Source organism: Flavobacterium sp. 38, from assembly GCF_057799715.1.
Window position 1 is genome coordinate 766,859 of sequence record NZ_JBYNWZ010000002.1, and the last position, 25,011, is coordinate 791,869.

The following is a 25,011-nucleotide window of genomic DNA, read 5'->3' on the forward strand; positions in this document are numbered from 1 at the left end:
GAGGCTTTTTCTATTTGATTGTATTATTCTTAACACATAGAAGCATAGCTTTTTGGAACTTATTAAAGGCGTTTCACTTTGAATGATGCACATAGACTATGTGTTAAAAATAAATTTATTTAACGCGGTGTTTCCATCTTTTGTGCGTCCATAAATAAAATTCGGGTTGTTCAAGAATTTGTTTTTCGACTTCCTTTAGATACATTTCTGTAATTTCAAAGTCTTTAAATTCTTTCGGATTATCAGCAAGAGAAAGAAAAGTTGCTTCATAAAAACCTCTTTTTACTTTTTTTACTTTTACCATAATCACGGCCAGATCATATTTTTTTGCCAGCATTTCTGCTCCTGTATGAACAGGAACTTCAACTCCCATGAATTTCATCGAATGAAAAATTCGATCCAATTTTGGAGATTGATCACTTGCTAAACCGTACATGCTTAAAACCCCATTTCGCTGATTTTGAGCCATGGTCGGAATTGCTTTTCTGGTTTCGATCATTTCGGTATTGTATTTAGAACGGATTTTTCGAACCAATTTATCAAAATAAGGATTCGCTAGTTTTTTATAAACCGCAACGCCCTGAAATCCAAGTTTAGGATTAATCGTTAAAAGCCACTCGTAACTTGCATAATGCGAAGCGACAAGAATTACACTTTTTCCTTTTTTAGCATAATCAAGCACAAGATCAATGTTGGTAACATGAAATCTTCTATCCATTTCTTCAGGAGATATGCTCATTGTTTTTACCATTTCCAAAAACATATCGCACATGTGTTTGTAGAATTTCTTTTCTACGTCTTTTCTTTCGGCATCGCTTAAATGTGGTAAAGCAAGTGCCAGATTCTCACGAACTACCTTTTTACGATATCCGATAACTCTGTAAACCAGAAAATAGACAAAATCTGAGAAAAGGTAAAATACGGGAAAAGGAAGTATAGAGATAAGCCAAAGCAAAGGATAGGCTAAAATATAGACAAGAAACTGCATGTAAATTTTTTTTACAAAGATAAATTAAAAATGATTAGCTATTGATATTTTGCTTTCTTGCTAACTTATCTTTAAGAATGATTATATTTACAATTCACAATAATTAGTACTTATGAATATTATTTTAATAGCGATTATCATTGCGAACATTGTTATTAGTTACAAAGGTTTTAACGATCTTTATTTTTTTAGAAAATACGAATTTCATGTAGGAAGCATTCGTTCGGGAGAGCAAATCAGAATGCTGTCTTCGGGTTTTTTGCATGTAGATATGATGCATTTAATTTTTAATATGCTGACATTGTATTTTTTCGCTCCCGTAGTTTTAGGCTGGCTTGGCAACTTTTCTTTTATTCTGGTTTATTTTGGAAGTTTAATCTTCGGAAGCCTTTTGACCATGTTATTTCATAAAAACGATTATAGTTATAGAGCTGTCGGAGCTTCTGGCGCTGTAACTGGAGTTTTGTATTCGGCAATACTATTGCAGCCCGACATGATGCTCGGAATCTTTTTTGTCATTCCGATGCCGGCTTATCTTTTCGGAATTTTATATTTATTATACTCAATTTACGGAATGAAGGCTAAAAATGACAATATTGGGCATACAGCGCACTTTGGAGGTGCTATAGGCGGTTATTTGATTACTTTGATTAAAGTGCCAACCTTGCTTACAGACCATACATTGATGGTTGTGCTTTTGGCGATTCCGATTTTGATACTTTTTGGAATGGCAAAATTGGGAAAATTGTAATGCTGGCATAACTTTTGGAATGCTTTCTTCAAATATTAAAATGTAACAAAAATGAAAAAACTAGTATTATTTTTAACAATCATGTTTATGACTATGTCTTACGGCCAAGAAATCAAACAAGTACCTCTAATTAATGTTAATGGAGAGGGAAAAGTAAAAGTAGCACCTGATCAGGTTTGTATTTCAGCTTCTGTTGAAACAAAAGGGAATAATGCTAAAGACGTTAAAAAACAAAACGACGAAAAGATGGACGCTGTTTTAAAATTCATCAAAAAAATGAATATTCCAACAGCAGATTTCAAAACAAAACAAGTAGCTCTTAATCCGCAGTACGATTATGAGAAAAAGAAAACTTCTTATAATGCTACGCAAACAGTAGAAATCGTAGTGAAAGATTTAGCTAAATACGATGAGTTAATGGAAGGTTTGGTTCAGCAAGGTATTAACCGAATTGACAGAGTTTCTTTCGAATCATCTAAATTAACGCAATACCAGTCTGAAGCTAGAAAATTAGCGATGAAAGATGCTAAAACAAAAGCAGAAGAATATGTGTCTGTTTTAGGACAAAAAGTAGGTAAAGCTTTTACAATCTCTGATAATTCTCAGGTTTACCACCCACAGCCAATGTATGCTGCAATGAGAATGAAAGAAGCAGATTCAATGGGAGCTTCAAACGAAACATTAGCAATTGGCGAAATCGAAATTACAGCAAATGTTAGCGTTAGTTTTGTATTAGACTAAACGTTTTAAATTCCAATATTAAAAATCCAAATTCCAATTAAAACTGGAGTTTGGATTTTTTTTTGTTTAAAATCCACACAGTTTGTCTTCCTGAGCGAAGTCGAAGGATTTCATGCTAAATCATTACTGTGTGTCTTACAGTACGTGAGCTTCGACTCCGCTCAGCCTGACAGTTGAATTTTAGATTTCAGATTGGAATTTGGAATTTGGAATTTCTTTATTGGAATTTAATATTTCAGATTGGAATTTGGAATTTTTTTATTGGGATTTAAATAATTTTCATCGGAAGCGTAAACCTAAAAATACTTCCTTTTCCTTCTTCACTTTCTACCCAAATTTCCCCTTCGTGAATATTGATGAACTCTTTGCAAAGCAGAAGTCCAAGTCCGCTTCCTAATTCGTTTTCTGTTCCTTTTTGCAGCACCTTTCCGTTAATTTTGAAAAGTTTTTCTTTAATATAATCAGGAACTCCGATTCCGTTATCTTTAATTGAGATTTCGACTTTCTGATTGGTTTTGGTGAGCTTTACTTTAATATCGCCGTTTTTGTCTGTAAATTTAATGGCATTACTGAGCAGATTACGCAAAACGGTGCTGATCATATTTTTATCAATTTCTGCTTCTATAAGATAAGCTGATTCAAATGAGATGTTGATGTTTTTGTTTAAAGCTACATTTCTGCTCAATTCAATATTTTCCTCAATTAAAGCATTCAAAAGTGTTTTTTTCGGATTGAAAGTAATCATTCCCGTTTGCACTCTCGACCAGTCTAAGAGATTTTCAAGCAATTTGTAAATGTTTTTATTCGAGTCATGCAGCATTTCTGATATTTCTTTAATTTCTTCTCTGCTGTATTGGTCGATATTTTCGAGCAAAATTTCAGAAAGAGAAACAGACGATCCTAACGGCCCTCGCAAGTCGTGAGAAATGATAGAAAAAAACTGGTTTTTATCGTTTAAAAGCTTTTTAATTTTGTGATCCTGCTTTTCTTTCACCAAAAGTAAAAAGCCCACAATTCCGATTAAAGTCAACAGAAACAAACAAATGCTGTACAAACTGTCGAAAGTGTCTTTTGAAATAATAAGATCTTGAGGATATAAATAGCGGTGAACTGTTCGTATGGCAATTAAAATTTCAAAACCCATATAACACAAAACATAAAAAGTTTTGAAAAAGCTTTTTTGCTTTTCTGTAAAATAAGCTATCGTGGGCAATAAATAAATGGCAAATATGCCAATTCCGCCAATTATGACGCGTGTATTCATCGATGCGTCAAAAAGCGTTGCAATATTAAAAATTAGTATTGCCACTGCAGTAACGGCTATTTGAAATCGATAATGCCTTTTTGCATGCGATTTAATTAAGGAAAGCATTGCGATTGTCTCAAAACAGCAAGCGCCGAAAATCATAGAATTTGAAATATTGATAGAAACAAAATCTGGAATAAGGCCTCGCATAAGCGCCATAATCCATGCGACAGTAAGTATCAATTTACCCAAGCCAAACCATCTTAACGTTTTTCTGTTATCGCTAGTGGCATACGAAAAAGAAAAACTGAAAATAAGAATGCAGGTAAATAAATTGCCCCAAAAGTAAAGTAGAAATATAGTTTTTGGATCTACTGGTAAGAGTTCGAACATTTACAGGATTTTGCTTTTTAAAAATCTATTTTACAAATATACGAATAAAGTAAACATTCAAGCCAGAGTTGGCGGGACGAGCGCGAGATTCTAGCATATTTAACAATTTGTTTTCTTTGAAATGGGCTGAAGCATTTATACTGTTTTTATAAATTAACTGCAGTTTAAGGTTTAAATTAATCTGTTATATTTTGAATACATTTTGATTCTAAATTCTTTCATAAATTATAAAAAATAGAAAGAAAGAATTAAATTACATATTAAATGATTTCTTAGATTTGTATATAAGTACCACAAAAACTTCTGTTATGCCACTAATTGAACAATCAGAATATAATTCTCCTTCTATTATTCATCGCAACAGGCATGTTTCTACAATTTATGCTGCCTTGATTAAAAGGTTTGAAGTTCCTGAATATAAAAGAGAAAAGCATGAGTTAAGTGACGGTGATTTTATCAACATCGATTACATTATAAACGATCCGAAGAAAGCCGTTATTTTATGCCACGGTTTAGAAGGCGATTCGCGAAGAACGTACAACAATAGTTGCGCGGCCTATTTTCAGCAGAAAGGTTTTTCGGTTTTTGCTTGGAACAATCGAACTTGCGGAGGAGAAATGAACCGCCTGCCAAGATTGTATCATCATGGCGCTGTTGACGATTTGGATGAAGTAGTTCAGTTTGTTCTTCAAAAAGGAGCGGAGGATATTTATCTTATCGGATATTCTATGGGAGGCGTTCAGTTGCTCAATTATCTAGGCTGGACAAAAATTGATGAACGAATAAAAGCTGCGGTTTCTATTTCTGTGCCAACTCATATCGCGACCAGTGCAGAAGTGCTGAAGCAAGGTTTTAACAGAGTTTATCTAAAGAATTTTACCATTGACATCAAGAAAAAGCTGAAATACAAAGCAGCGCAATTTCCAGATTTCATTAACCGCGATCAGATTGACAAAATTACTTCTTTTGATGAAGTTGATCAGTATTTTACAGCGCCGTTGCATGGTTTTGCCAGTAAAGACGATTATTACCATCGCGTTTCTCCAGAGTTTTCGTTAAAAGATATTACAACACCAGTTTTAATCATCAATTCGCTCGACGATCCTTTTTTGGGCGAAAGATGTTACCCAAGATCGATTGCAGAAAACAGTGCATTTGTATATTTAGAAACTCCAAAATATGGTGGGCATTGCGCCTTTCCGCTTCGCAATTCAACGTATTCTTATGCCGAGAAAAGAGCTTTTGAGTTTTTCGAATCTTTCAAGTCAGATCATACTTTGATCCATTAATTTCATTTCGTTTTAAAAAGTTATTTGAGGTTAAAAATAGACCTTGAAATTTTTTACACTCTCGAGTTAATCAAAATTTTTAATCATTTGATTAAAAAATATGTTTAACGTATTAAAAAATGATTTACATTTGTAGGTAAATGATTAAAATAGATTTTAAATGTCTGAAAGTAAAGATGCTACGACTGAAGAAAAAATAAAAACGGCAGCCAAAACGGTTTTTTATAAAAAGGGTTTTTCCGCAACCAGAACTAGAGATATTGCAGAAGAAGCAGGTTTGAATTTGGCTTTGCTGAACTATTATTTTAGAAGCAAAGCAAAACTTTTTGAAATTATAATGACCGAAACCTTATCGGGCTTTATCGGCAGCATGAAAATAATTTTTGATGATGAAAAAACTTCTTTAGAACAAAAAGTAGCCATTATTGCAGAACGATATATCGATTTTATTGGTACCGAACCAGAAATTCCGATTTTTATCCTAACCGAAGTTCGAAATAATCCAGAAGGTCTTTTGAAAAAACTGCCCATTAAAGAAATCGTGCTTGACTCTGTTTTTATCAAACAATTTCAACAAGCCGTTCAAAATAAGAAAATAGCAGAACCCAATCCGCTGCATTTTATAATGAATCTTATGGGATTGATTGTATTTCCGTTCATTGCAAAACCGATCATTATGGGAAGCAGAAATTTAGAAGCTTCTCAATTTCATGATTTAATGCAAGAGCGTAAGAAAAAAATCCCAATATGGATTAATATGATGTTTGCTGTCTAATACTAACTAGAGTTAATTTATTTATGATGAGAAAATTGTATTTAAAATATATCGGAATTTTGTTCTTTGCTTCGGCACAAGCACAGACATTCACAATTGATCAGAGTTATAAAATGGCTGTCGAAAATTATCCTCTGATCAAACAATATGAACTGATTGAAAAAAGCAAAGAATATACTTTAAGTAATGCCAACAAAGCGTATCTACCTCAAATTAGTTTGACTGCGATAGAAGGATATGTTTTTGGAGATTTTCCAACAATGGGAAGTTCTGGAAACGACAGTAAATTTAAGTTCATCGGTTTAGGGCAGATCAATCAGACCATTTGGGATGGAGGAGCTACCAAAACACAAAAAAAGATTGCAGAGGCATCTTCAAACACCGAAAAAGCTTCTGTTGATGTTTCGCTTTACGATTTGCGTGCAAGAGTCAATCAACTTTATTTTGGGATATTGCTTATTGATGAACAGCTCAAACAATTGCAAATTCAAAATACGATCCTTTCTAACAATATTGATAAAGTTAAAAAACTTCATGAAAATGGTTTAGCGTACAAAACAGATGTTGACGAAATGAAAGCCGAACAGCTTAATCTCAGCCGACAGAAAAAAGATTTTGAATACACTAAATCAGGCTATCAAACCATGCTTTCTTATTTGATAGGAAAAAATATCAGTCAGGAAAAATTAGAAAAACCAATTCATTCTATTGGTCTCGATACCATTATTAAACGTCCAGAAATGCAGCTTTTCGCGAGTCAGCGCAATCTGGTAAACGCACAATCTGATATGCAGAAAGTAAGTTTGATGCCAAAAGTTGGTTTGCTTGGCGCGGGTGTGGTTTTGGCGCCTGGGATTAATTTAGGAACTCAGAAAATTTCTACTATTGGCGTTGCTGGATTAAGCGTCGGCTGGGATATAAAAGGATTGTATAAAAATTCAAACGAAAAAAATCTGACACAGCAGGAATTGAAGAAAATAGAGGTTCAAGAAGAAACATTTCTATTTAACACCCGATTTCAGATGAATCAAAAAACGGCAGATATTGAGAGACAAAAAGCGATTTTAATAGACGATGATGCTATTGTAAAACTTCGCCAGACCATTCGCGAAGGCTATCAGCTCAAATACGACACTGGAGCAGGTCCGTTAATAGATTTGCTGAATGCGGCAGAAAAAGAAGGAAATGCGCGTGCAGAAAAGGCATTGCATGAGATTCAATTACTAATGGCAGAATACGAGTATCAAACAATCAAAGGAAATTAACTCTATATATTATGAAAAAGATCAAGCTTTTATATTTTCTTATCCCAATGATTTTCATGTTTTCGTGCAAAGACACCGAAAATGATTTTGATGCTTCTGGCTCTTTTGAGGCTGTAGAAACGATTATGTCAGCAGAAGCAAACGGCCAAATTTTGCAACTGAATGTAGAAGAAGGCCAGCAATTGGAAGCGGGACAAAAAGTTGGGTTTATAGATAGTACACAATTGGCTATCAGTAAAATGCAATTGCGCCAGAATGAAAAAGCAATTTTGAGTGGCAGACCGCAAATAAATGTTCAGACTGAAAGCTTAAAGAGACAGCTGGATAACGCAATTTTGGATCGAAATAGAACAGAAAAATTGGTGAAAGGCGGAGTAGCTTCGCAAAAGCAATTGGATGATGTAAATTCTAAAGTTGCGGCTTTACAAGCTCAGATCAAAGCGCAGGAAAGTTCACTGGAAACCACAACCGAAAACTTGAAACAGCAGGGAAATACAGTTGGAGTTCAGTTAAAAGGAATTGAAGACCAATTGAGCAAAAGTATTATTGTCAATCCGATTAAGGGAACCGTGCTGGCAAAATATGCGGAGCAATATGAAATGGCAGTAATTGGAAAACCATTGTACAAAATTGCGAATCTTGAAACACTAGATTTGAGAGCTTATATTACGGGTACGCAACTGCCACAAGTTAAAATTGGACAGCTGGTTAAAGTGCGTATTGATGAGGGTGAGAAGAAGTATAAAGAATATCAAGGTACAATTGCTTGGATTTCTAATAAATCTGAGTTTTCTCCAAAAACAATTCCGACGAAAGACGAACGCGCCAATTTGGTTTATGCCATCAAAGTAAGGGTTAAAAATGACGGCTATTTGAAAATTGGTATGTACGGAGAAGTTCTTTGGTCAAAATAAAACACCGCTATGGCATCAGTTACGCTAAAAATATTACTAAAAAATATGGTGATTTTGTCGCCGTAGATGACGTTTCTTTTGAGGTGCAGAAAGGAGAGCTTTTTGGATTAATTGGTCCAGACGGTGCAGGAAAAACTTCCATTTTTAGAATTTTAACCACATTACTGCTTCCCGATGGCGGAACGGCTTCTGTTGAAGGTCATGATGTAGTAAATGAGTTTCAGGAAATTAGGAATAAAGTGGGCTATATGCCTGGGAAATTCTCCTTATATCAGGATTTGACTGTAAAAGAAAATCTAGAGTTTTTTGCCACTATTTTTGGAACTACGATTGAGGAAAACTACGAATTGATAAAAGATATTTACGATCAGATAAAACCTTTTAATGATCGCCGTGCGGGAAAACTTTCGGGTGGAATGAAGCAAAAATTGGCTTTGTGCTGTGCCTTAATTCATAAACCTGAAATTTTATTTTTGGATGAACCCACTACGGGAGTTGATGTGGTTTCTCGAAGTGAATTTTGGGAAATGCTGGCTAAACTCAAAAAACAAGATATTACCATCGTGGTTTCGACTCCCTATATGGATGAAGCCAAATTATGCGACCGAATTGCGCTGATTCAAAGCGGAAAAATAATGACAGTCGACACGCCTGATGAAATCATAAAAAGTTTTCCAAAACCGCTTTTTGCTGTAAAAGCAGCTAATATTTATAAGCTTTTGCAAAATCTTAGAACCGAAAAAGAAATTGAGAATTCGGATGCTTTTGGAGAATTTATTCACCTTACGCTTGTATCTGAAGAAGCAGATTTGGAAAGAGTTAAAACGATTATTCAAAAATACAATCCAGAGAATTTAAAACTAAAAAAAATAGAACCCACGATCGAAGATAGTTTTATTCGTCTTATGCGCGAACAGGATAATTCAGATGAACCAAAAGAATTGCTGCATGGAAAATAAAGTTATTATTTGTAAAGATTTGACCAAACAGTTTGGCGATTTCAAGGCGGTTGACAGCATTAGTTTTGAGGTGGGCGAAGGTGAAATTTTTGGTTTTTTAGGTGCCAATGGAGCAGGCAAAACCACCGCAATGCGAATTCTATGCGGACTTTCTTATCCGTCTTCGGGACAAGCTAACGTTGCAGGATTTGATGTTTACAGACAGCAGGAAAAAATTAAGAAGAATATTGGTTATATGAGTCAGAAGTTTTCGCTATATGATAATCTGACCATTTTGGAAAATATCGAATTTTTTGCCGGTGTTTATGGCGTTTCTCGACCTGAAATTAAAGAAAGAAGCAACGATCTGATTTCGACTTTAGGTCTGCAAAAAGAAGCAAAAAAACTCGTTGGGGGACTTCCTTTGGGATGGAAACAGAAACTGGCTTTTTCTGTGGCCGTATTCCATCGTCCGAAAATTGTTTTTTTGGATGAGCCAACAGGAGGCGTAGATCCGATAACGCGACGACAGTTTTGGGAAATGATTTATGAAGCGGCAGCAAGCGGAATTACCGTATTTGTAACAACGCATTATATGGATGAAGCCGAATATTGCGACCGAATCAGTATTATGGTCGACGGGCGGGTAGACGCAATTGATTCTCCGACTGCGTTAAAAAAGCGTTTCAACGCTGCTTCTATGGATGAGGTTTTTTATGAACTGGCTCGAAATGCCAAAAGAACATCAGATTAGTATGAAAAAATTACTGGCTTTTATTCGAAAAGAATTTTATCACGTCTTTAGAGATCGGCGAACACTGTTGATTCTCTTTGGGCTTCCTGTGGTGCAAATTATTCTTTTTGGTTTTGCCTTGAGCAGTGAAGTCAAAAATATCGGAATTGCCATTCAGGATAATTCACATGATATTTATACAGAAAAAATTATACGAAAAATAGAATCTAGCTCTTATTTTAAGGTTGAAAATCCGATTTTAAATTATAAGGATATTGAAAATAGATTTAAAGACGGAAGCATTAAATGTGCTGTCATTTTTCCGTCCAATTTTGGCTCTGATCTGCAGCGTCTCGGCGGAGCAAAAATTCAAGTCATTGCCGACGCATCTGATCCCAATACGGCAACCATTGTTACGAATTATCTAAATGTAATTGTTCGCGATTATCAGCAAGAATTAAACCCGTCCGTTGGATTAAATTATCAGATTGTTCCTGAGTTAAGACAGCTTTATAACGAAGAACAGAACGGTTCGCTTAATTTTATTCCAGGTGTAATCGCCTTGATTTTTATGATTGTAAGTACAGCTTTGACTTCTGTTGCTGTAGTGCGCGAAAAAGAATTGGGAACGATGGAAATTCTGCTTGTTTCACCTTTCAAACCCATAATGGTATTAATTGCAAAGGCAATTCCGTATTTAGTGCTTTCCGTAATTAATTTCATTCTGATTATTTTACTTTCAGTCTATTTGCTAGATGTTGAGATTAAAGGAAGTTTTGTGCTTCTTTTTGCAGAAAGCATTTTATTTATTATTACCTGTCTTTCTCTCGGCTTGCTGATTTCAAATGTTACGGCTTCGCAACAAACCGCAATGCTGATATCGATGATGGGAATGATGTTGCCCACATTACTGCTCACGGGATTTATGTTTCCACTAGAAAATATGCCGTGGATCTTTCAAGCTATTTCGCATTTAATTCCGTCGCACTATTATTATATTATCGTAAAAGCGGTTATGCTCAAAGGTTTAGGTTTTTCTTATATCTGGAAAGAAACGCTTATTTTGGTTGGAATGACGATTTTGCTGCTGGTTATTTCTTTGAAAAAATTTAAAATCAGATTGTCATGAAAGTGCTACGTTTTATATTACAGAAGGAATTTCGCCAGATCTTTAGAGACAAAACCATATTGGCGATGATATTTTTTGTTCCCATTTTTCAGCTCATTATTTTGCCTTTGGCTGCCAATTTTGAAGTGAAAAGCGTCAACATCGTTTATGTAGATCACGACCACAGTTCCTATTCTCAAAAACTAATTAATAAAATCGGTTCTTCAGGATATTTTCATATTGCAGGAACTCCAGCTTCTTATCTGGAAGGTTTGAAATTTATTGAAAGAGGAGATGCCGATTTAATTCTAGAAATTCCGTCAGGTTTTGAACGAAACCTAGTTAGGGAAGGCAGTCAAAAAGTTAATATTGCCTTAGATGCCATAAACGGAACGAAATCGAATATTGGAAATGCGTATCTCAATGTTGTACTGGCAGATTTTAGTTCTGACCTTGATATTCGATATAAATTACCACAGCAGTCAGCTTCAGTTTCTCCGTCATTAATTACTTTGAACAGCACAAATTGGTACAATCCGAGAGCAGAATATAAATATTATATGGTTCCGGGTATTTTGGTGTTGCTGCTTACTTTAATTGGCGGATTTATTACGGCATTAAATATTGTAAAAGAAAAAGAAATAGGCACGATCGAACAGATTAATGTAACGCCAATTCAAAAATGGCAATTTATTTTAGGCAAACTTATCCCTTTTTGGATTGTTGGAATGACGGTTTTTACCATTGGACTTATCGTAATGTATTTGATTTACGGAATATTTCCGCTCGGAAGTCTCTTCGTTTTATATCTCTTTGCGGGAGTTTATTTAATTGCCTTATTAGGTTTGGGGCTTTTGATTTCAACATTTGCCGATACACAATTGCAGGCCATGTTTATTGCCTTTTTCTTTATGATGATTTTTATGCTGATGAGTGGCTTTTTTACCAGTACCGACAGTATGCCAAATTGGGCAAGAACGATTTCAGAATTTACGCCTGTTACGCATTTCATTAAAGTGGTTCGGCTTATTGTTTTAAAGGGAAGTGGCTTGCATGAAGTGGGAAAAGAACTTTTGTACTTATGTATTTTTGCTGTTGTATTGAATGCTTTAGCAATTTATAACTATAGAAAAACAAGCTGATGATTATTTATATTATAAGTATTGGCGCCAATTAAAATTACGAGCTCGTTGTAGGCATTAATTTCTTTTTTTATTAATTTACATCACCTTAAAAAACAAGCTTTTCTATAAAACTAAAAGATGGTGAATAACAAAGAAGAGAAAAAAGAACAAAGCGCTGTATATCTGCTTCCTTGGGTTACGGCAATTGCTATGTTTATACAATCATTGGATGGGACGATTCTCAATACTTCACTCCCATCAATAGCTAGAGATATGGGATATTCTCCAACCGAAATGAATTCGGTTATTGTAACTTATACACTTACGTTGGCAATGTTTATTCCACTCTCGGGCTGGCTCGCTGATAAATTTGGCACAAGAACGATGTTTATGATTGCTGTCTTTTTGTTTATTATGGGATCTTTATTTTGTGCTCTTTCCGTTGATTTAAGAACTTTTAATATGGCGCGTGTTTTACAGGCAGTTGGAGCTTCGATGATGGTGCCGATTGCGCGATTGGCTATTTTGTATCAATATCCAAAAAGTGAATTACTGAAAACAATGAATTTTATAACCTTATTTGGATTATTAGGAATGGTAGCAGGGCCAAGTTTAGGAGGTTTCCTTTCTGATAATCTGAGCTGGCATTGGATATTTTTGGTAAATATACCAATTGGTCTTATCGGAATTTCCATGGCGTATCGAGTTATGCCAAATTTTAAACACGCAGTTGGGAGGTTCGATTTTAGGGGATTAATGTATTTTAGCTTAGCGCTGATTTCTATCACTTTGGTTTTAGAACTTATTGGGAGCGGACGAACACATATGATCGTAATTTTAGGTTTATTGTTTCTATCGGGCTTGCTTTCTCTCTTCTACTATATTCATTATAAAAGAACCGAAAAACCTATAATCGATCTACGTCTTTTAAATATCAGAACCTTGAAAATAGGGCTAATAGGAAGTTTGATCACTAGGTTAGGAATAGGAGGACTGCCACTGCTATTGCCACTGATGTTGCAGACAAATTTTGGCTACTCGGCTTCTGTATCAGGATTGTTGTTGCTCCCTTCTGCCTTATCAAATGTAGCTGTAAAACCCTTTATGGTACATATTATAAAGTTTTTTGGATACCGAACAGTTTTGATAAGTAATACTATATTGCTGGGAATTATATTAATTATTTTGGGATTCGTAACACGAGAAACTCCGCTTGGCTATTATATTTTGCTGATGATTTTCTACGGAATTTTTACTTCTATACAAATGTCTGCAATGAACACTATCACACTTTCAGATCTGGATCAGGATACAGCAAGTGGAGGAAATACAATGCTTGTTATTATGCAACAGCTTTCTGTAAGTTTTGGAGTTTCTGTAGCTAGCCTTTCGCTTTCTCTATTTCAGACAGGTATATTCGAGTTGGATACAGCCAAAGCATTTGAATACACTTTTATTATATTGGCTGTTTTTACTATTTTTTCAAGTTTTACCTTTTCAAAACTGACTAAGACAGATGGACAAGGGTATGTGTGATTTTATTTAAAAATCCTTCCGATAATTTTTCCGATTTCAGCAAAATCATCGACGTTGCTAACCGCTCTTTTTTCGGTTGTATTTTCAAGAGTTTTTGAAAAAGGAAAAATAAGCAAGTAATTATTATTGCTCAGGTTTTTATTCAGTAATTCTGGTACTTCACGCATCTGTGGAAAATAAGAATGCATTCCTCTGTCTGCCATCAAAATAATAAGCCCTTCGTCTTCTTTTAAATTGTAAGCTTTATTTTCGGCTTCTGACCAGCTTTTCACCACATTAAATTCCCCTTCAATATCTGCTTTTTTGGCAATTCGAGTTAAAATCTGCATGGTTCGATCATTTCCATAAAAACTGATTGTAGCTCCTGAATTACGTCCAATATTCCAAATTTTAAGCATCGAATGAAAAAATCCAGCATCTTTTTCTGCTTCAGAAGGAATCAGTACAATATATTTTTTGATAGTGCCAATAGGCTGTATGCCATGATATACTAATAAATTGATGTTTTTATTGTGAAGATAACCGTTATAAAGATTATAAGTAAAAGAAGCAGAAAAACCTTTGTTTTCTTCCAAACCGATTATAAGATCTGTAATGTTATGTTCTTTTATAGCATTATTGATTCCGCGCACCACATCCGTATCATGACGGGTAATGGCGTTGAGTTTTACGTCTGCAGCTGAAGCAGTGTTTACAGCATCACCGAGTATTTTTTCAGCATTTTTTACTGATGATTCATTCGCATCTTCATTAATAATATTAATTCCAAAGAGCTGTTTATTTTTCTTCGTTTTAACCAGCATTCCAAGATTTACCATCTTTTCTACCGTATCTTTATGATTAAGGGCAAGAAGTATATTCTCAGTCTCTTCATTATTTCCAGATACTGTATTGTCATTGTCTGCCTGTGCAATACGCTGTGCGCTTGCCATCGAAACAAAAGAAGAAACCGTACAAGAGATAAGAATAAGAAGAATACTTCCATTAAGAACGTGTTCATTTAAAAGTCTTAGCGGTTCTCCAGTGGCTGTTTCACCAATAATAATATTATATCCCACCATTACAGAAGCAAGGGTAGCCGCCGCCGATGCCGAACTCAATCCGAATATAAGCTGTCCTTCATCATTGGTAAGTTTGAAAGTCTTTTTGGTTAAATAGGCCGCCACATATTTACCGCCGATAGAAGCAATAAGCATTATTGTAGCAACACCAAGTGTTTCCCAACTTTGAATAAAAGCATTAAAATCAATTAGCATTCCTACACTGATCAGAAAGAACGGAATAAAAATCGCGTTCCCAACAAATTCTACACGGTTCATTAATGATGAGGTATGCGGTATAAGCCTATTAAGTGCAAGACCTGCAAAAAAGGCTCCGATAATGGCTTCAATTCCGGCAAGTTCCGCAAGCAATGCCGCGAGATAAATCATTACAATCACAAAAATGTATTGCGATATTTTGTCTGATACATTTTTGAAAAACCAACGCGCAATAATTGGAAATACCAACAGAACAATCAAGGTAAACAAAACCATTGAGATAGATAATTGCAACCAGAATGCGGTTCCGACTTCTCCTTGTGACATTCCGACTACGACTGCCAAGACAAGAAGCGAAAGAACATCTGTAATCATTGTTCCGCCTACAGTTACATTTACGGCAAGATTTTTAGAAATTCCCATACTGCTAATCATCGGATAAACGACCAAAGTGTGGGAAGAAAAAAGACTTGCGAAAAGTACCGAAGTAAGCAGGGAAAAATTCAGAATGTAATAACCACCTAAAAAACCGAGTATAAATGGCGCTGCAAAAGTGTAAATAGAGAAAGTGATGCTTTTCCATTTGTTTTTCTTAAAATCGCCCATATCAATTTCGAGACCAGCCAGAAACATAATGTACAATAAACCCGTAGTTCCCGTAACTACAATGCTGCTGTCTCTAGAAAGCACGCCAAATCCGTTTGGACCAATTAGAGCACCAGCAATAATAAGTCCGAGAAGATGGGGAACTTTAATTTTATTAAGCAGTAAGGGTATGCATAATATGATAATAAGTTCTATTAGAAATTTTAATAAAGGATCCTCTATTGGAAGGCTGATATGGTGTATACTAAGAAACATTCGTTATTTTTTTTGGATAGGAGTTAGTTCAACCGAAAATACTGCTTTACAGTTGTCCTGTCCAGTTATGGTTTGCGTACCTTTTATGACATTCTTTTTAATATCATTTAGCAGCACATTAAATTTGGTTACATTTATAACCGTACTGTCTTTTACAGATTCTAATAGTATTTTATCAGGATTGTATTGTGCTTTAAATACACGGATCAATTTGTTGTTATTGAGTACATTGGTGTAAATGCCAGTAGAATCGGAGATAAATTTCCAGGTTTCGCTGCGCTGATCGCCAATTACATAATTACTGCAATTCGATTCCTTGCAGACCATTTTACTGTTCCAATCTTGTGCAAGATTTTCGGGCCAGTTTTTAATTTCAGCAATTGTGTCTTTGGTCTTTACCAATGCAGAAAGACTGTCTCTCATTTTTAACAAAGAGTCATATTCAGCTTCTTTGTCTGCAAACTGCTGCTCACGCTGTAAAAGGTCATTTTCTCTCTTAGAGAGTTCCTGCTCTTTTTTGTTGTTGCACGAAAAAAGCAGAAAGCATAAAACGATGAGAATGGGCTTTTGTAAAGACATATTTTTTGGTTTGGTATTTACAAGTTAAGAAAAAAATGAGATAAAAGCTAATGAAGCTTGGACTCTTTGGTTTTTAAATTTAAAAACAGAAGTAAACAGAAGACTTATTTTCCTGAGACTAAACGATTTTTCTAAAATAGAAATTTCTTTAACCTTTTACTATAAAAAAAGGACATTTAACTTTATTTTACTCATGTTGCAAACTCCCCAAATAGGTTGCACATTATAATATGCAACCTATTATCAAGGCATTAGCGTGCTATTTATGTTTAATTTTAAAATCCGATTGTTAAACATAAATGCATTTCAAGAATGAGAATAAGATTACGTATTTTTCTGCTGCTTCAATTTCTTTTTACTTTCTGCGTAAGAGGCCAGGAAAAAGTATCTCTTGAATATTGTTTTGCAACCGCCAAAGAAAATAATATTACGCTAAAACAAGCCCAGTCCGGATTAAAAACAGTTCAGTATAATCTGCAGGCTGAAAAGAACAGTTATTTTCCTAAAATAGATCTTCTCTCGAGTTATACCTATTTAAGCAGTCCTTTAACCATTAATCTGCAAACTGTTAAAGACGGAATCGTAGAAGGTTCGTCAAAGCAAAGTGTTAATACAGCAAATCAGATCTTTAATGAAATAACGGGGAATAATTTGCCTCAGGCCGTCCAAGATCGCATTTATAATACTTCTAAAACTATAATTGGCGGAATTTATCCCGATTACAATCCTGCGTTAAGCGAACAGTCTTATTTTCTGGCAGGCATAGGAGTGAGGCAGCCACTTTATTTAGGAAATAAATTAAACTCATCGATTAATGTAGCAAAATCTGTTGTCAAATCTGCTGAGTTTAACGTGGATCTTGTTGGCAAAGAAATTGACTTTTTAATTACACTTCAGTACGTCAGGATTTTATATTTGAATTCTTTGATGCATAAACAGCGCACCATTGTTGAGGCTTTAAATAAAAATAAAAACTACGCTGAAGAATCTGTAAAGAATGAAATCCTGCCTCCGTATCAAAAAAACTGGACCAATGTAGTTTTGATTCAAGCTGAAAGTCAATTTAATACCATATCCAACGAAAAGCAAAATGCTCAAATTGAATTAAATAAACTAATCGGAATTGATTTGGATTCGAATCTTGCCATTTCAGATACGCTAAAATATAATGCCGTTAATCTGAATGAACCTATAAAAGATTTTTGGCTTTCAAATCCCACTTATCAAGTAGCCAACAGCAAAATAGCTTTCGCAGAAGCGACAGAAAAAATCAGTAAATCTTTATTCTTACCCAATCTCTTTGCAGTCGGAAATTTTAATCTCTATCAGAAAGATTTACCTGTAACAATTCCGAATTGGTTTGTCGCGCTAGAACTGCAATGGACTTTGTTTAATGCGCAGACAGGCAAACGGGTACAGGCGAGCAAACAATTAATTGAAGAGGCGAGATTAGGAGAAGAGAATGCAAGTCAGATGCTTAAGATGCAATCCAAAGTAGCAAAGAATAAATTGGACTCCTTTGAAAAAGATGTTATGGCATTAGATGCGGCAAGAAAAGAAGCATTTACGACAACGAAACTAATTACCCAAAGAATGATGAATCAGCTCTCATCACCAAAAGATGTCAACGACGCTTTATTGATTGAATCTGAAATAGATAAAGGCTATTATACGGCAGTTTTGGGCTATTATATAGCACTTGCAGAGTATTTTAACAGTATTGGAGAACCAACAAAAATCACTCAATTTATTCAATAGATGAAAGATATATTTAAAAATTATTGGGCTTTGCTGATTCCTATATTGGTTTTAGTTGTAGCGTTATTCTTTTTTTTGAAGAGCGGTGACGATTCTGATGAAAATTTTATCGGAATGGTTGATGCATCTAGTGTAGATGTGGCTGCGGAATTTCCCGGAAGATTGGATTCTTTATTGGTAAAACAGGGAGATACAGTAAAAGCGGGGCAATTAGTAGCAATCCTTCGTTCTAACGAAATCAATGCCATTAAAGCACAGGCTTTATCGGCTATAGACGCAGCAAAAGGACAACAGGAATTATTGACGAGAGGTGCTAGACCAGAATTAATCGAAGCGACTTCAAAACTATATCAAATTAGCGAAGAACAATACAAATTATTCAGTACAACTTACGATCGCATGGAACGTTTGTATAATGCAGATGTAATTTCGGGACAGGAAAAAGATGTTTTCTATTTCAAATTTCAGGCCGCCAAAAAAGAAATGGAAACGGCAAAGCTAAATCTGAAAATGCTAAAAGATGGAGCGCGCCCAGAACTGATTAAAACCGCAGATGCAATTGTAAAACAAGCCGAACAAGCGTATGAACTTACTAAGGCTTTAGGAGATAACACCAAAGTCTATGCGCCTGCAACAGGCGTTATTTCAAGTTTAGTTACGCATCAGGGAGAAATCGTTTCGATTGGTTATCCGATGATGACGATTGAGAAAGAAAACTCCACAATTATAAAATTCAACATTCGACAAGACAAAGCCAATTTACTTCAAGTCGGAAGCAAAGCAGCTGTAAAAGTTCCTGGCTGTAAACCAGAGACTTTTCCTGTTGAGGTGAGCGCGATTGCTCCATCTTTAGAATTTGCGAATTGGGTGCCATCCAAAGATAAAGGAGAATTTGAACTTCGAACTTTTACTATCGAATTGAAACCTCAAAACCTATCACAAATTAAAGGATTGCGGTCTGGAATGACTGCTTCATTAATTCTGCCAAAATGAGTACCATCGGAAACATAATCATACGCGAATGGAAACGCATTCTGAGTCTCAAAGTTTTTTACTTGGTGATGCTTGTTATTCCTGTGATTCTGTTTTCTTTTTATGCGCTTATTTATCAAAAACATGATGCCAAACATTTAGCATTTGCCGTTTGGGATGAAGATCAAAGTACGGTTAGCCGTCAGCTTACTTTTCTATTAAGCCAACAAGAAGCTTTACAAATTACCCGCAGGGTTTTTAGTGAAGAAGAAGTTAAAAAACTGATTCAGCAAGGCAAGATTTTGGGAGCGATTCATTTTCCAAAAGATCTGGAGAAAAATATCTATAAAAGACACCCAAGCAATGTAACGCTTTATACCAATGCAGGATCGCTTGTTCCGGCAAAATTGGTGTACAAAGCAGTTGCTCAGGTAATTATTACCGGAAGTACAGGAATCATTTTGCAAAAACTTGAAAAAACGGGAATGAAAGCAGATCGCGCAATGGCAATCGCAAATCCTATAAATCTGAATTCTTATCAGCTTTATAATCCAACTTATAATTATCAGGAATATCTCGTTCCGGGTTTAATAACCGTCGGAATGCAGATGATTTTGATTATCAGCTGTATGCTGGCTTTAAATTACGAATGGGTAACTGGAACTATGGATGAACTGTACGAATGTGCCAATGGTTCTGTAATCAACGTAATTGTAGGGAAAACTTTTGCTCATCTTGCCGTAAGTTGGATCAATTTTGCTTTGATTGCGTTTATCGTTTTTCCTTTTTTTGATATTGGAGTTAGCGCTGCGACAGGCAAATTTTTTGTCATTTATACGTTACTTTCTCTGGCTTGCATCGGAATCGGAATGTTTATTTCGGCCTTATTTAAAGATGTCATGCTTTCGGGCGACGTGGCTTTGTTTTACACTTCTCCGGCCTTTGTTTTCAGCGGCTTTACATTTCCTCGCTGGGCAATGCCGTGGTACGATCAGTATTATGCTTTAATTATGCCTTATACGGCTTTTCTTGATGGTTTTTTCAAGGTATATTATATGAATTTGCCTTTGCATTATGCCGTGGGAGATCTTAAGAAATTAGGTTTATTCTGTTTGGTTATGTTTCCAACAGCAATTTTATTATTTCAGCGTCAATTTAATTTAATCAGAGATGAAAGAAAAATCACAACAGTCGCTGATTAAACTCTTTTTAAGAGAAGCCAAATTGATCGCTAAAGATCATAGCGTACTGCTCACGGTTCTTATTGCGCCTTTGCTGTATGCTTTTTTCTATGGAAGCATTTATATCAATAAAGAAGAATTTGAAGTCAAACTTGCCGTTGTCGACGATGACCAATCGCAGTTATCGCGTTTGTTGCAACAGAATATCGACAATTCTCCGATAGTCGACTTAATTCATTTTTCGAATCTAAAAGAAGCTCAAGAAGCAATGTATCGCGGAAACTGCCAAGGGTATTTTTATATTCCAGAAGGCATAGAAAAAAACTTGCTCAGTCTAAAACAAAGCAACGTGGTTTTGGCCGTAAACGCTGCACGATTTTTACCTTCAAGTGATTTATTAATGAGCGTCCAACAAATCTGCTTAACGATTGGAGCAGGAGTGCGACTGCAGTATTTTCAGAAAAGTGAAGGTATGAGCACAGCAGCTTCTATGGATAATGTGATGCCAGTCAATTTAGATTATCGACCGTTGTTTAATGAACGATCGAGTTATGGCGCTTTTTTATTGCCGGGACTTCTGGCTTTAATTTTACAGCAGACTTTGCTTATTGGTTTATCCGAAAGTGTGGCGGGAGAACGACAGCATTCTCGTTTAAAGGAGTGGCTAAGCGACGGAATTTCAAACGGAATTTGGGGCAAAGGATTATTCTATCTGCTACTTTTTTCTTCCTACGGATTTTTCTTTTTGAATGTAAATTACAAATTGCTAAATCTGCCCATGCGCGGAAATGGTTTTGAATTAGGCATTTTGCTCTTATTATTCATTATCACTTTAATTCCGATGGCGCAGTTTATCGGTTCCTTTTTCAAATCTCAGCTCATTTGCCTGCAGGTTATGGCATTTTCGACTTATCCCATTTTTTTAATTACAGGTTACAGCTGGCCGTTTGAATCCTTGCCAGTTGTATTGCAATGGCTCTCCAATCTTTTACCTACTACACCATTTATTGCCATGTACACCGGAATTGTACAATCGGGTGCAAGTTTGCGCGATACCCCATCGACGCTACTGCATTTGATGCTGTTGCTGGTATTTTACAGCACCGTTTGTTACCTCAGATTATTGTATTTATCAACGACTGATTTTAGGCGTAAAAAGCGCTTCTCTTTTTTGTAATGTTTTTTTAGTGAATTAACCCTATATAAATAAATTGCTATGGATTGGATTGTAAGTACACTTAAAGAATACCCGGAATTAGCTGTTTTCCTCACCTTATCTCTCGGATATTTTATTGGAAAATTTAAAATTGGAAGTTTCTCTTTAGGAACTGTAACAAGTGTTTTGCTTGTAGGGGTCTTGGTCGGACAGCTGGATATTGTAATTTCTCCAAATGTCAAGTCTGTTTTTTTTCTAATGTTTTTATTCGCTGTAGGTTACAGTGTTGGGCCTCAATTTTTTGGCGGACTTAAAAAAGATGGATTACCGCAAATGTTATACGCAGCAATTGTCTGTGTCTTTTGTCTGGTCTGTCCCTATCTTATTGGTATACTAATGGGGTATGATATGGGATTGACAGCCGGTATGCTGGCAGGATCACAAACCATTTCGGCCGTAATTGGTGTCGCCTCAGATACTATTAATCAGTTGGGTATTCCTGCGGATCAAAAGACCGATTTAATTAATAAAATTCCAGTAGCGTATGCCGTTACCTACATTTTTGGAACAGCAGGATCAGCATGGATATTAGCTTCAATTGGCCCTAAATTACTGGGAGGAAATCTTGTTGAAAAAGCCAAAGAACTGGAGATTCAACTTGGAGGAGATTCCATTGGTGATGATCCTGGAATCGCATCGGCTTATGATCGCGTAATTTACAATGCGTATCAAATTTCTGCAGCCTCAGAAGGTTGCAATAAAACAGTTGCTGAGATCGAAGCAAAGTTGGAAAGTAAAGGAAGACATTTATTCATTCAGCGAATTCGAAAAGGCAAAGAAATCATGGACGTTACAAAAGATACGATTGTAGAAGAAAATGATGTTATCGCGCTAGGAGGCAGAAGAGAGTTTATGATGAATTATGTTGCCGTAAACGAAAAAGAAGTATTTGATGTAGAGCTTTTGAATTTCCCTGTAGAAATCTTAAGTGTTTTGATTGTAAAAAAAGAAGTGCTGAATAAAACCATAGCAGAACTGAGAAACAACAAATCTTCGCATGGTGTCATAATCAGATCTTTAAAACGTGCCGGAATTGATATGCCAATTTTGCCCAATACGGTTTTGCAAAAAGGAGATATGATTGAACTTGTTGGCAATAAAAAAGATGTAGATCAGGCTGCAGTCCATATCGGTTATCCAGACAGACCAACGAATACGACAGATATGGCTTTTGTTGGTTTGGGAATTGTTTTAGGAGGTTTGGTAGGAGCACTTACTTTACGAGTTGGCGGAGTTCCGCTTAGTTTGAGTACAAGCGGAGGTGCATTAATTTCTGGACTTGTTTTTGGTTGGCTTAGAGGTCAGCATCCTACTTTTGGCCGAATTCCAGAACCTGCTTTATGGGTAATGAATAATGTAGGTCTAAATATATTTATCGCCGTTGTTGGAATCACAGCAGGACCAAGTTTCCTTGTAGGTTTTCACGAAGCAGGCTGGGGACTTTTTATCGCCGGTGCAGCTGCGACAGCAATCCCTTTGATTTTAGCTCTTTTGTTAGGGCGATATGTCTTTAAATTTCACCCCATAATTACATTAGGATGTGCCGCTGGAGCACGAACCACCACCGCAGCTTTAGGCGCTTTACAGGATGCCGTGCAAAGCAAAACTCCTGCGCTTGGGTATACGGTAACCTACGCAGTTGGTAATACACTGCTGATTATCTGGGGAGTTGTAATTATTCTTATTATGAGTTAATGTGCTTGTTTTTATAAATCTAAAAAATTTTTATTATGGCTATTGATATTTCCAAAATTAAAACATCGCGTGAAGTCGAAAAAACACTTCAGACGCTAAGCCCTTTTGAAATTAAAAATGAACTAATTCGTCTGGCAAACGAGAGCGCTTTAAAATCTACAGCTATTACGCTAAATGCAGGAAGAGGAAATCCGAACTGGATTGCGACCGTTCCGCGTGAAGCTTATTTTTTGTTTGGACAATTTGCATTAGACGAATGTAAAAATGTCTTTGAAGAACAAGGAATTATGGCTGGAATTGTACAGGACAAAACTGGCGTTTCCAAACGTTTTGAAGAATTTTTGAGTAAAAACAAAAACACTCCTGGAGCATCACTTTTAGAGAAAACCTATCGTTACGGCGTAGAAAAACATGATTTTGATGCCGATGCTTGGATTCGCGAATGGATTGAAGCAATAATCGGGTTCAATTATCCAGTTCCAGATCGTATGCTGAGTCACATGGAAATTGTTGTACACGATTATATCACTCAGGAAATGTGTGGTTTAGGAAATGATAAAGGGAAGTTTGATCTTTTTGCAGTTGAAGGAGGAACGGCCGCCATGTGTTATATTTTCGATTCTTTTATGCAGAATCATCTAACCGAGCGCGGAGATAAAATTGCATTACTAACACCAACCTTTACGCCTTATATCGAAATTCCAGAATTGGATCGCTATAGTTTTGAAGTGGTTCATGTACAGGCAAGCGGAGAAGGAGAAAACGGTTTTCATACTTGGCAATATCCGAATTCAGAATTAGATAAATTAAAAGATCCGTCTGTCAAAGTTGCTTTTGTAGTAAATCCGAGCAATCCGCCTTCTTCGGCAATGAGCACAGAGACATTAAATTACATTGCAGATATTGTTAAAAATCACAATCCTGAACTCATGGTCATTACAGATGATGTTTACGGAACGTTTATCAACAACTTCAGATCGTTGATGGCTATTATTCCTTATAACACGGTTACGGTCTATTCTTTCTCCAAATATTTTGGCTGTACAGGATGGCGATTAGGAATTATAGCGATTCATGAGGATAATATTTTCGATAAAAAAATTGCGAATTTAAGCGATGCTCACAAAAAAGAACTGCATCATCGTTATTCTTCTTTAACGCTGGAGCCAGAGAAAATTAAATTCATCGACAGACTGGTTGCAGATAGCCGTCAGGTAGCTTTAAATCATACTGCTGGTTTGTCATTACCGCAGCAGTTTCAAATGATGCTTTTTTCTGCTTATTGCATTTTAGATACTCAGGATGTTTATAAAACACTAACACAAACCATTATAAAAAAACGTTTAAATCTGCTTTGGGAAGGAATGGAAGTTCCAATTCTGGAAGATCCAATGCGTGCAGGATATTATTCTGAAATTGATATTATGGTGGCCGCCAAACATTTTTACGGAGATGGTTTTGCAGATTGGCTTAAAACCAATTTTGAACCAGTTGATGTTTTATTCCGTCTTGCCGAAAAAACAGCTATTGTACTTTTAAACGGAGGCGGTTTTGCAGGTCCAGAATGGAGTATAAGGGTTTCGCTTGCCAATCTTCCAACAGAAAGTTATTTAATTCTAGGAAAAAACATCCGTAAAATTTTAATGGAATATGTAACCAGCTGGGAAAATTCAACCAAAAAATAAATTA

General features: G+C 35.8%; 21 protein-coding genes. 17 read left to right on the forward strand and 4 right to left on the reverse strand.

Annotated features, from left to right (window positions below; translation table 11 throughout):
• Positions 1 to 115: 115 nt before the first annotated feature.
• Positions 116 to 988, reverse strand: coding sequence for a lysophospholipid acyltransferase family protein (locus AC3E9W_RS08355; RefSeq protein WP_456894143.1), 873 nt, complete (start codon positions 986 to 988; stop codon positions 116 to 118).
• A gap of 112 nt (positions 989 to 1,100) precedes the next feature.
• Here AC3E9W_RS08355 and AC3E9W_RS08360 point away from each other — a divergent pair, with 112 nt between their 5' ends.
• Together AC3E9W_RS08360 and AC3E9W_RS08365 are read left to right on the forward strand one after the other, a co-directional pair.
• Positions 1,101 to 1,739, forward strand: coding sequence for a rhomboid family intramembrane serine protease (locus tag AC3E9W_RS08360; RefSeq protein ID WP_488768014.1), 639 nt, complete (start codon positions 1,101 to 1,103; stop codon positions 1,737 to 1,739).
• A 51-nt stretch (positions 1,740 to 1,790) separates the two neighbouring features.
• A complete protein-coding gene (locus AC3E9W_RS08365; protein WP_488768015.1) occupies positions 1,791 to 2,480 on the forward strand; it encodes an SIMPL domain-containing protein in 690 nt (229 codons plus the stop codon).
• 268 nt (positions 2,481 to 2,748) lie between these two features.
• Here the strand turns inward: AC3E9W_RS08365 and AC3E9W_RS08370 are convergent, their stop codons facing one another.
• On the reverse strand, positions 2,749 to 4,119 hold the full coding sequence (locus AC3E9W_RS08370; RefSeq protein WP_488768016.1) for a sensor histidine kinase: 1,371 nt from the start codon (positions 4,117 to 4,119) through the stop codon (positions 2,749 to 2,751).
• 308 nt (positions 4,120 to 4,427) lie between these two features.
• Here AC3E9W_RS08370 and AC3E9W_RS08375 point away from each other — a divergent pair, with 308 nt between their 5' ends.
• The 9 genes from AC3E9W_RS08375 to AC3E9W_RS08415 all read left to right on the forward strand — a co-directional run bounded on the left by AC3E9W_RS08375 (position 4,428) and on the right by AC3E9W_RS08415 (position 13,801).
• Complete coding sequence (locus AC3E9W_RS08375; protein ID WP_306160413.1) at positions 4,428 to 5,408, forward strand: YheT family hydrolase; 981 nt, start codon at positions 4,428 to 4,430, stop codon at positions 5,406 to 5,408.
• Between the two features lie 160 nt (positions 5,409 to 5,568).
• Positions 5,569 to 6,183: a TetR/AcrR family transcriptional regulator gene (locus AC3E9W_RS08380; protein ID WP_488768017.1), complete on the forward strand. Its 615-nt coding sequence runs from the start codon at positions 5,569 to 5,571 to the stop codon at positions 6,181 to 6,183.
• Positions 6,184 to 6,206: 23 nt separating this feature from the next.
• Positions 6,207 to 7,448, forward strand: a complete 1,242-nt coding sequence (locus AC3E9W_RS08385) for a TolC family protein (protein WP_488768018.1) — start codon at positions 6,207 to 6,209, stop codon at positions 7,446 to 7,448.
• 11 nt (positions 7,449 to 7,459) lie between these two features.
• The gene (locus tag AC3E9W_RS08390; protein WP_488768019.1) at positions 7,460 to 8,362 is read left to right on the forward strand and encodes an HlyD family secretion protein; all 903 of its coding nucleotides are present in this window, start codon (positions 7,460 to 7,462) and stop codon (positions 8,360 to 8,362) included.
• A complete protein-coding gene (locus AC3E9W_RS08395) occupies positions 8,350 to 9,321 on the forward strand; it encodes an ATP-binding cassette domain-containing protein (RefSeq protein ID WP_488768020.1) in 972 nt (323 codons plus the stop codon). The genes AC3E9W_RS08390 and AC3E9W_RS08395 overlap by 13 nt, the downstream gene beginning before the upstream one ends.
• A complete protein-coding gene (locus tag AC3E9W_RS08400; protein ID WP_488768021.1) occupies positions 9,311 to 10,054 on the forward strand; it encodes an ABC transporter ATP-binding protein in 744 nt (247 codons plus the stop codon). Before AC3E9W_RS08395 ends, AC3E9W_RS08400 begins: the two co-directional genes overlap by 11 nt.
• Before the next feature lies 1 nt (position 10,055).
• A complete protein-coding gene (locus AC3E9W_RS08405) occupies positions 10,056 to 11,162 on the forward strand; it encodes an ABC transporter permease (RefSeq protein ID WP_488768022.1) in 1,107 nt (368 codons plus the stop codon).
• Positions 11,159 to 12,283, forward strand: coding sequence for an ABC transporter permease (locus AC3E9W_RS08410; RefSeq protein WP_488768023.1), 1,125 nt, complete (start codon positions 11,159 to 11,161; stop codon positions 12,281 to 12,283). Before AC3E9W_RS08405 ends, AC3E9W_RS08410 begins: the two co-directional genes overlap by 4 nt.
• Before the next feature lie 120 nt (positions 12,284 to 12,403).
• Positions 12,404 to 13,801 (forward strand): DHA2 family efflux MFS transporter permease subunit, encoded by a 1,398-nt coding sequence (locus AC3E9W_RS08415; protein ID WP_306160400.1) that lies wholly within the window; start codon positions 12,404 to 12,406, stop codon positions 13,799 to 13,801.
• 2 nt (positions 13,802 to 13,803) lie between these two features.
• Here the strand turns inward: AC3E9W_RS08415 and AC3E9W_RS08420 are convergent, their stop codons facing one another.
• Together AC3E9W_RS08420 and AC3E9W_RS08425 are read right to left on the reverse strand one after the other, a co-directional pair.
• Complete coding sequence (locus tag AC3E9W_RS08420) at positions 13,804 to 15,921, reverse strand: cation:proton antiporter domain-containing protein (RefSeq protein ID WP_488768024.1); 2,118 nt, start codon at positions 15,919 to 15,921, stop codon at positions 13,804 to 13,806.
• A 3-nt stretch (positions 15,922 to 15,924) separates the two neighbouring features.
• Entirely contained in the window at positions 15,925 to 16,500 is a 576-nt protein-coding gene (locus AC3E9W_RS08425) for a hypothetical protein (RefSeq protein WP_488768025.1), read from the reverse strand.
• A 312-nt stretch (positions 16,501 to 16,812) separates the two neighbouring features.
• On the opposite strand from AC3E9W_RS08425, the gene AC3E9W_RS08430 reads away from it, so the two are divergent.
• Genes AC3E9W_RS08430 through AC3E9W_RS08455 form a run of 6 tightly spaced genes read left to right on the forward strand, consistent with a single transcriptional unit; the run spans position 16,813 to position 25,007 of the window.
• Positions 16,813 to 18,258 carry a TolC family protein gene (locus tag AC3E9W_RS08430; RefSeq protein WP_488768026.1) on the forward strand — a complete coding sequence of 482 codons (1,446 nt, stop codon included), beginning with the start codon at positions 16,813 to 16,815 and terminating at the stop codon, positions 18,256 to 18,258.
• The gene (locus tag AC3E9W_RS08435) at positions 18,259 to 19,251 is read left to right on the forward strand and encodes an HlyD family secretion protein (RefSeq protein ID WP_488768027.1); all 993 of its coding nucleotides are present in this window, start codon (positions 18,259 to 18,261) and stop codon (positions 19,249 to 19,251) included. It abuts the gene before it with no gap.
• Positions 19,248 to 20,432 carry an ABC transporter permease gene (locus tag AC3E9W_RS08440; RefSeq protein WP_488768028.1) on the forward strand — a complete coding sequence of 395 codons (1,185 nt, stop codon included), beginning with the start codon at positions 19,248 to 19,250 and terminating at the stop codon, positions 20,430 to 20,432. The genes AC3E9W_RS08435 and AC3E9W_RS08440 overlap by 4 nt, the downstream gene beginning before the upstream one ends.
• Positions 20,401 to 21,588 (forward strand): ABC transporter permease, encoded by a 1,188-nt coding sequence (locus AC3E9W_RS08445; protein WP_488768029.1) that lies wholly within the window; start codon positions 20,401 to 20,403, stop codon positions 21,586 to 21,588. The genes AC3E9W_RS08440 and AC3E9W_RS08445 overlap by 32 nt, the downstream gene beginning before the upstream one ends.
• A gap of 39 nt (positions 21,589 to 21,627) precedes the next feature.
• Positions 21,628 to 23,322, forward strand: coding sequence for an aspartate-alanine antiporter (gene aspT / locus AC3E9W_RS08450; RefSeq protein ID WP_488768030.1), 1,695 nt, complete (start codon positions 21,628 to 21,630; stop codon positions 23,320 to 23,322).
• 35 nt (positions 23,323 to 23,357) lie between these two features.
• Positions 23,358 to 25,007, forward strand: coding sequence for a bifunctional aspartate transaminase/aspartate 4-decarboxylase (locus tag AC3E9W_RS08455; RefSeq protein ID WP_488768031.1), 1,650 nt, complete (start codon positions 23,358 to 23,360; stop codon positions 25,005 to 25,007).
• Positions 25,008 to 25,011: the final 4 nt, after the last annotated feature.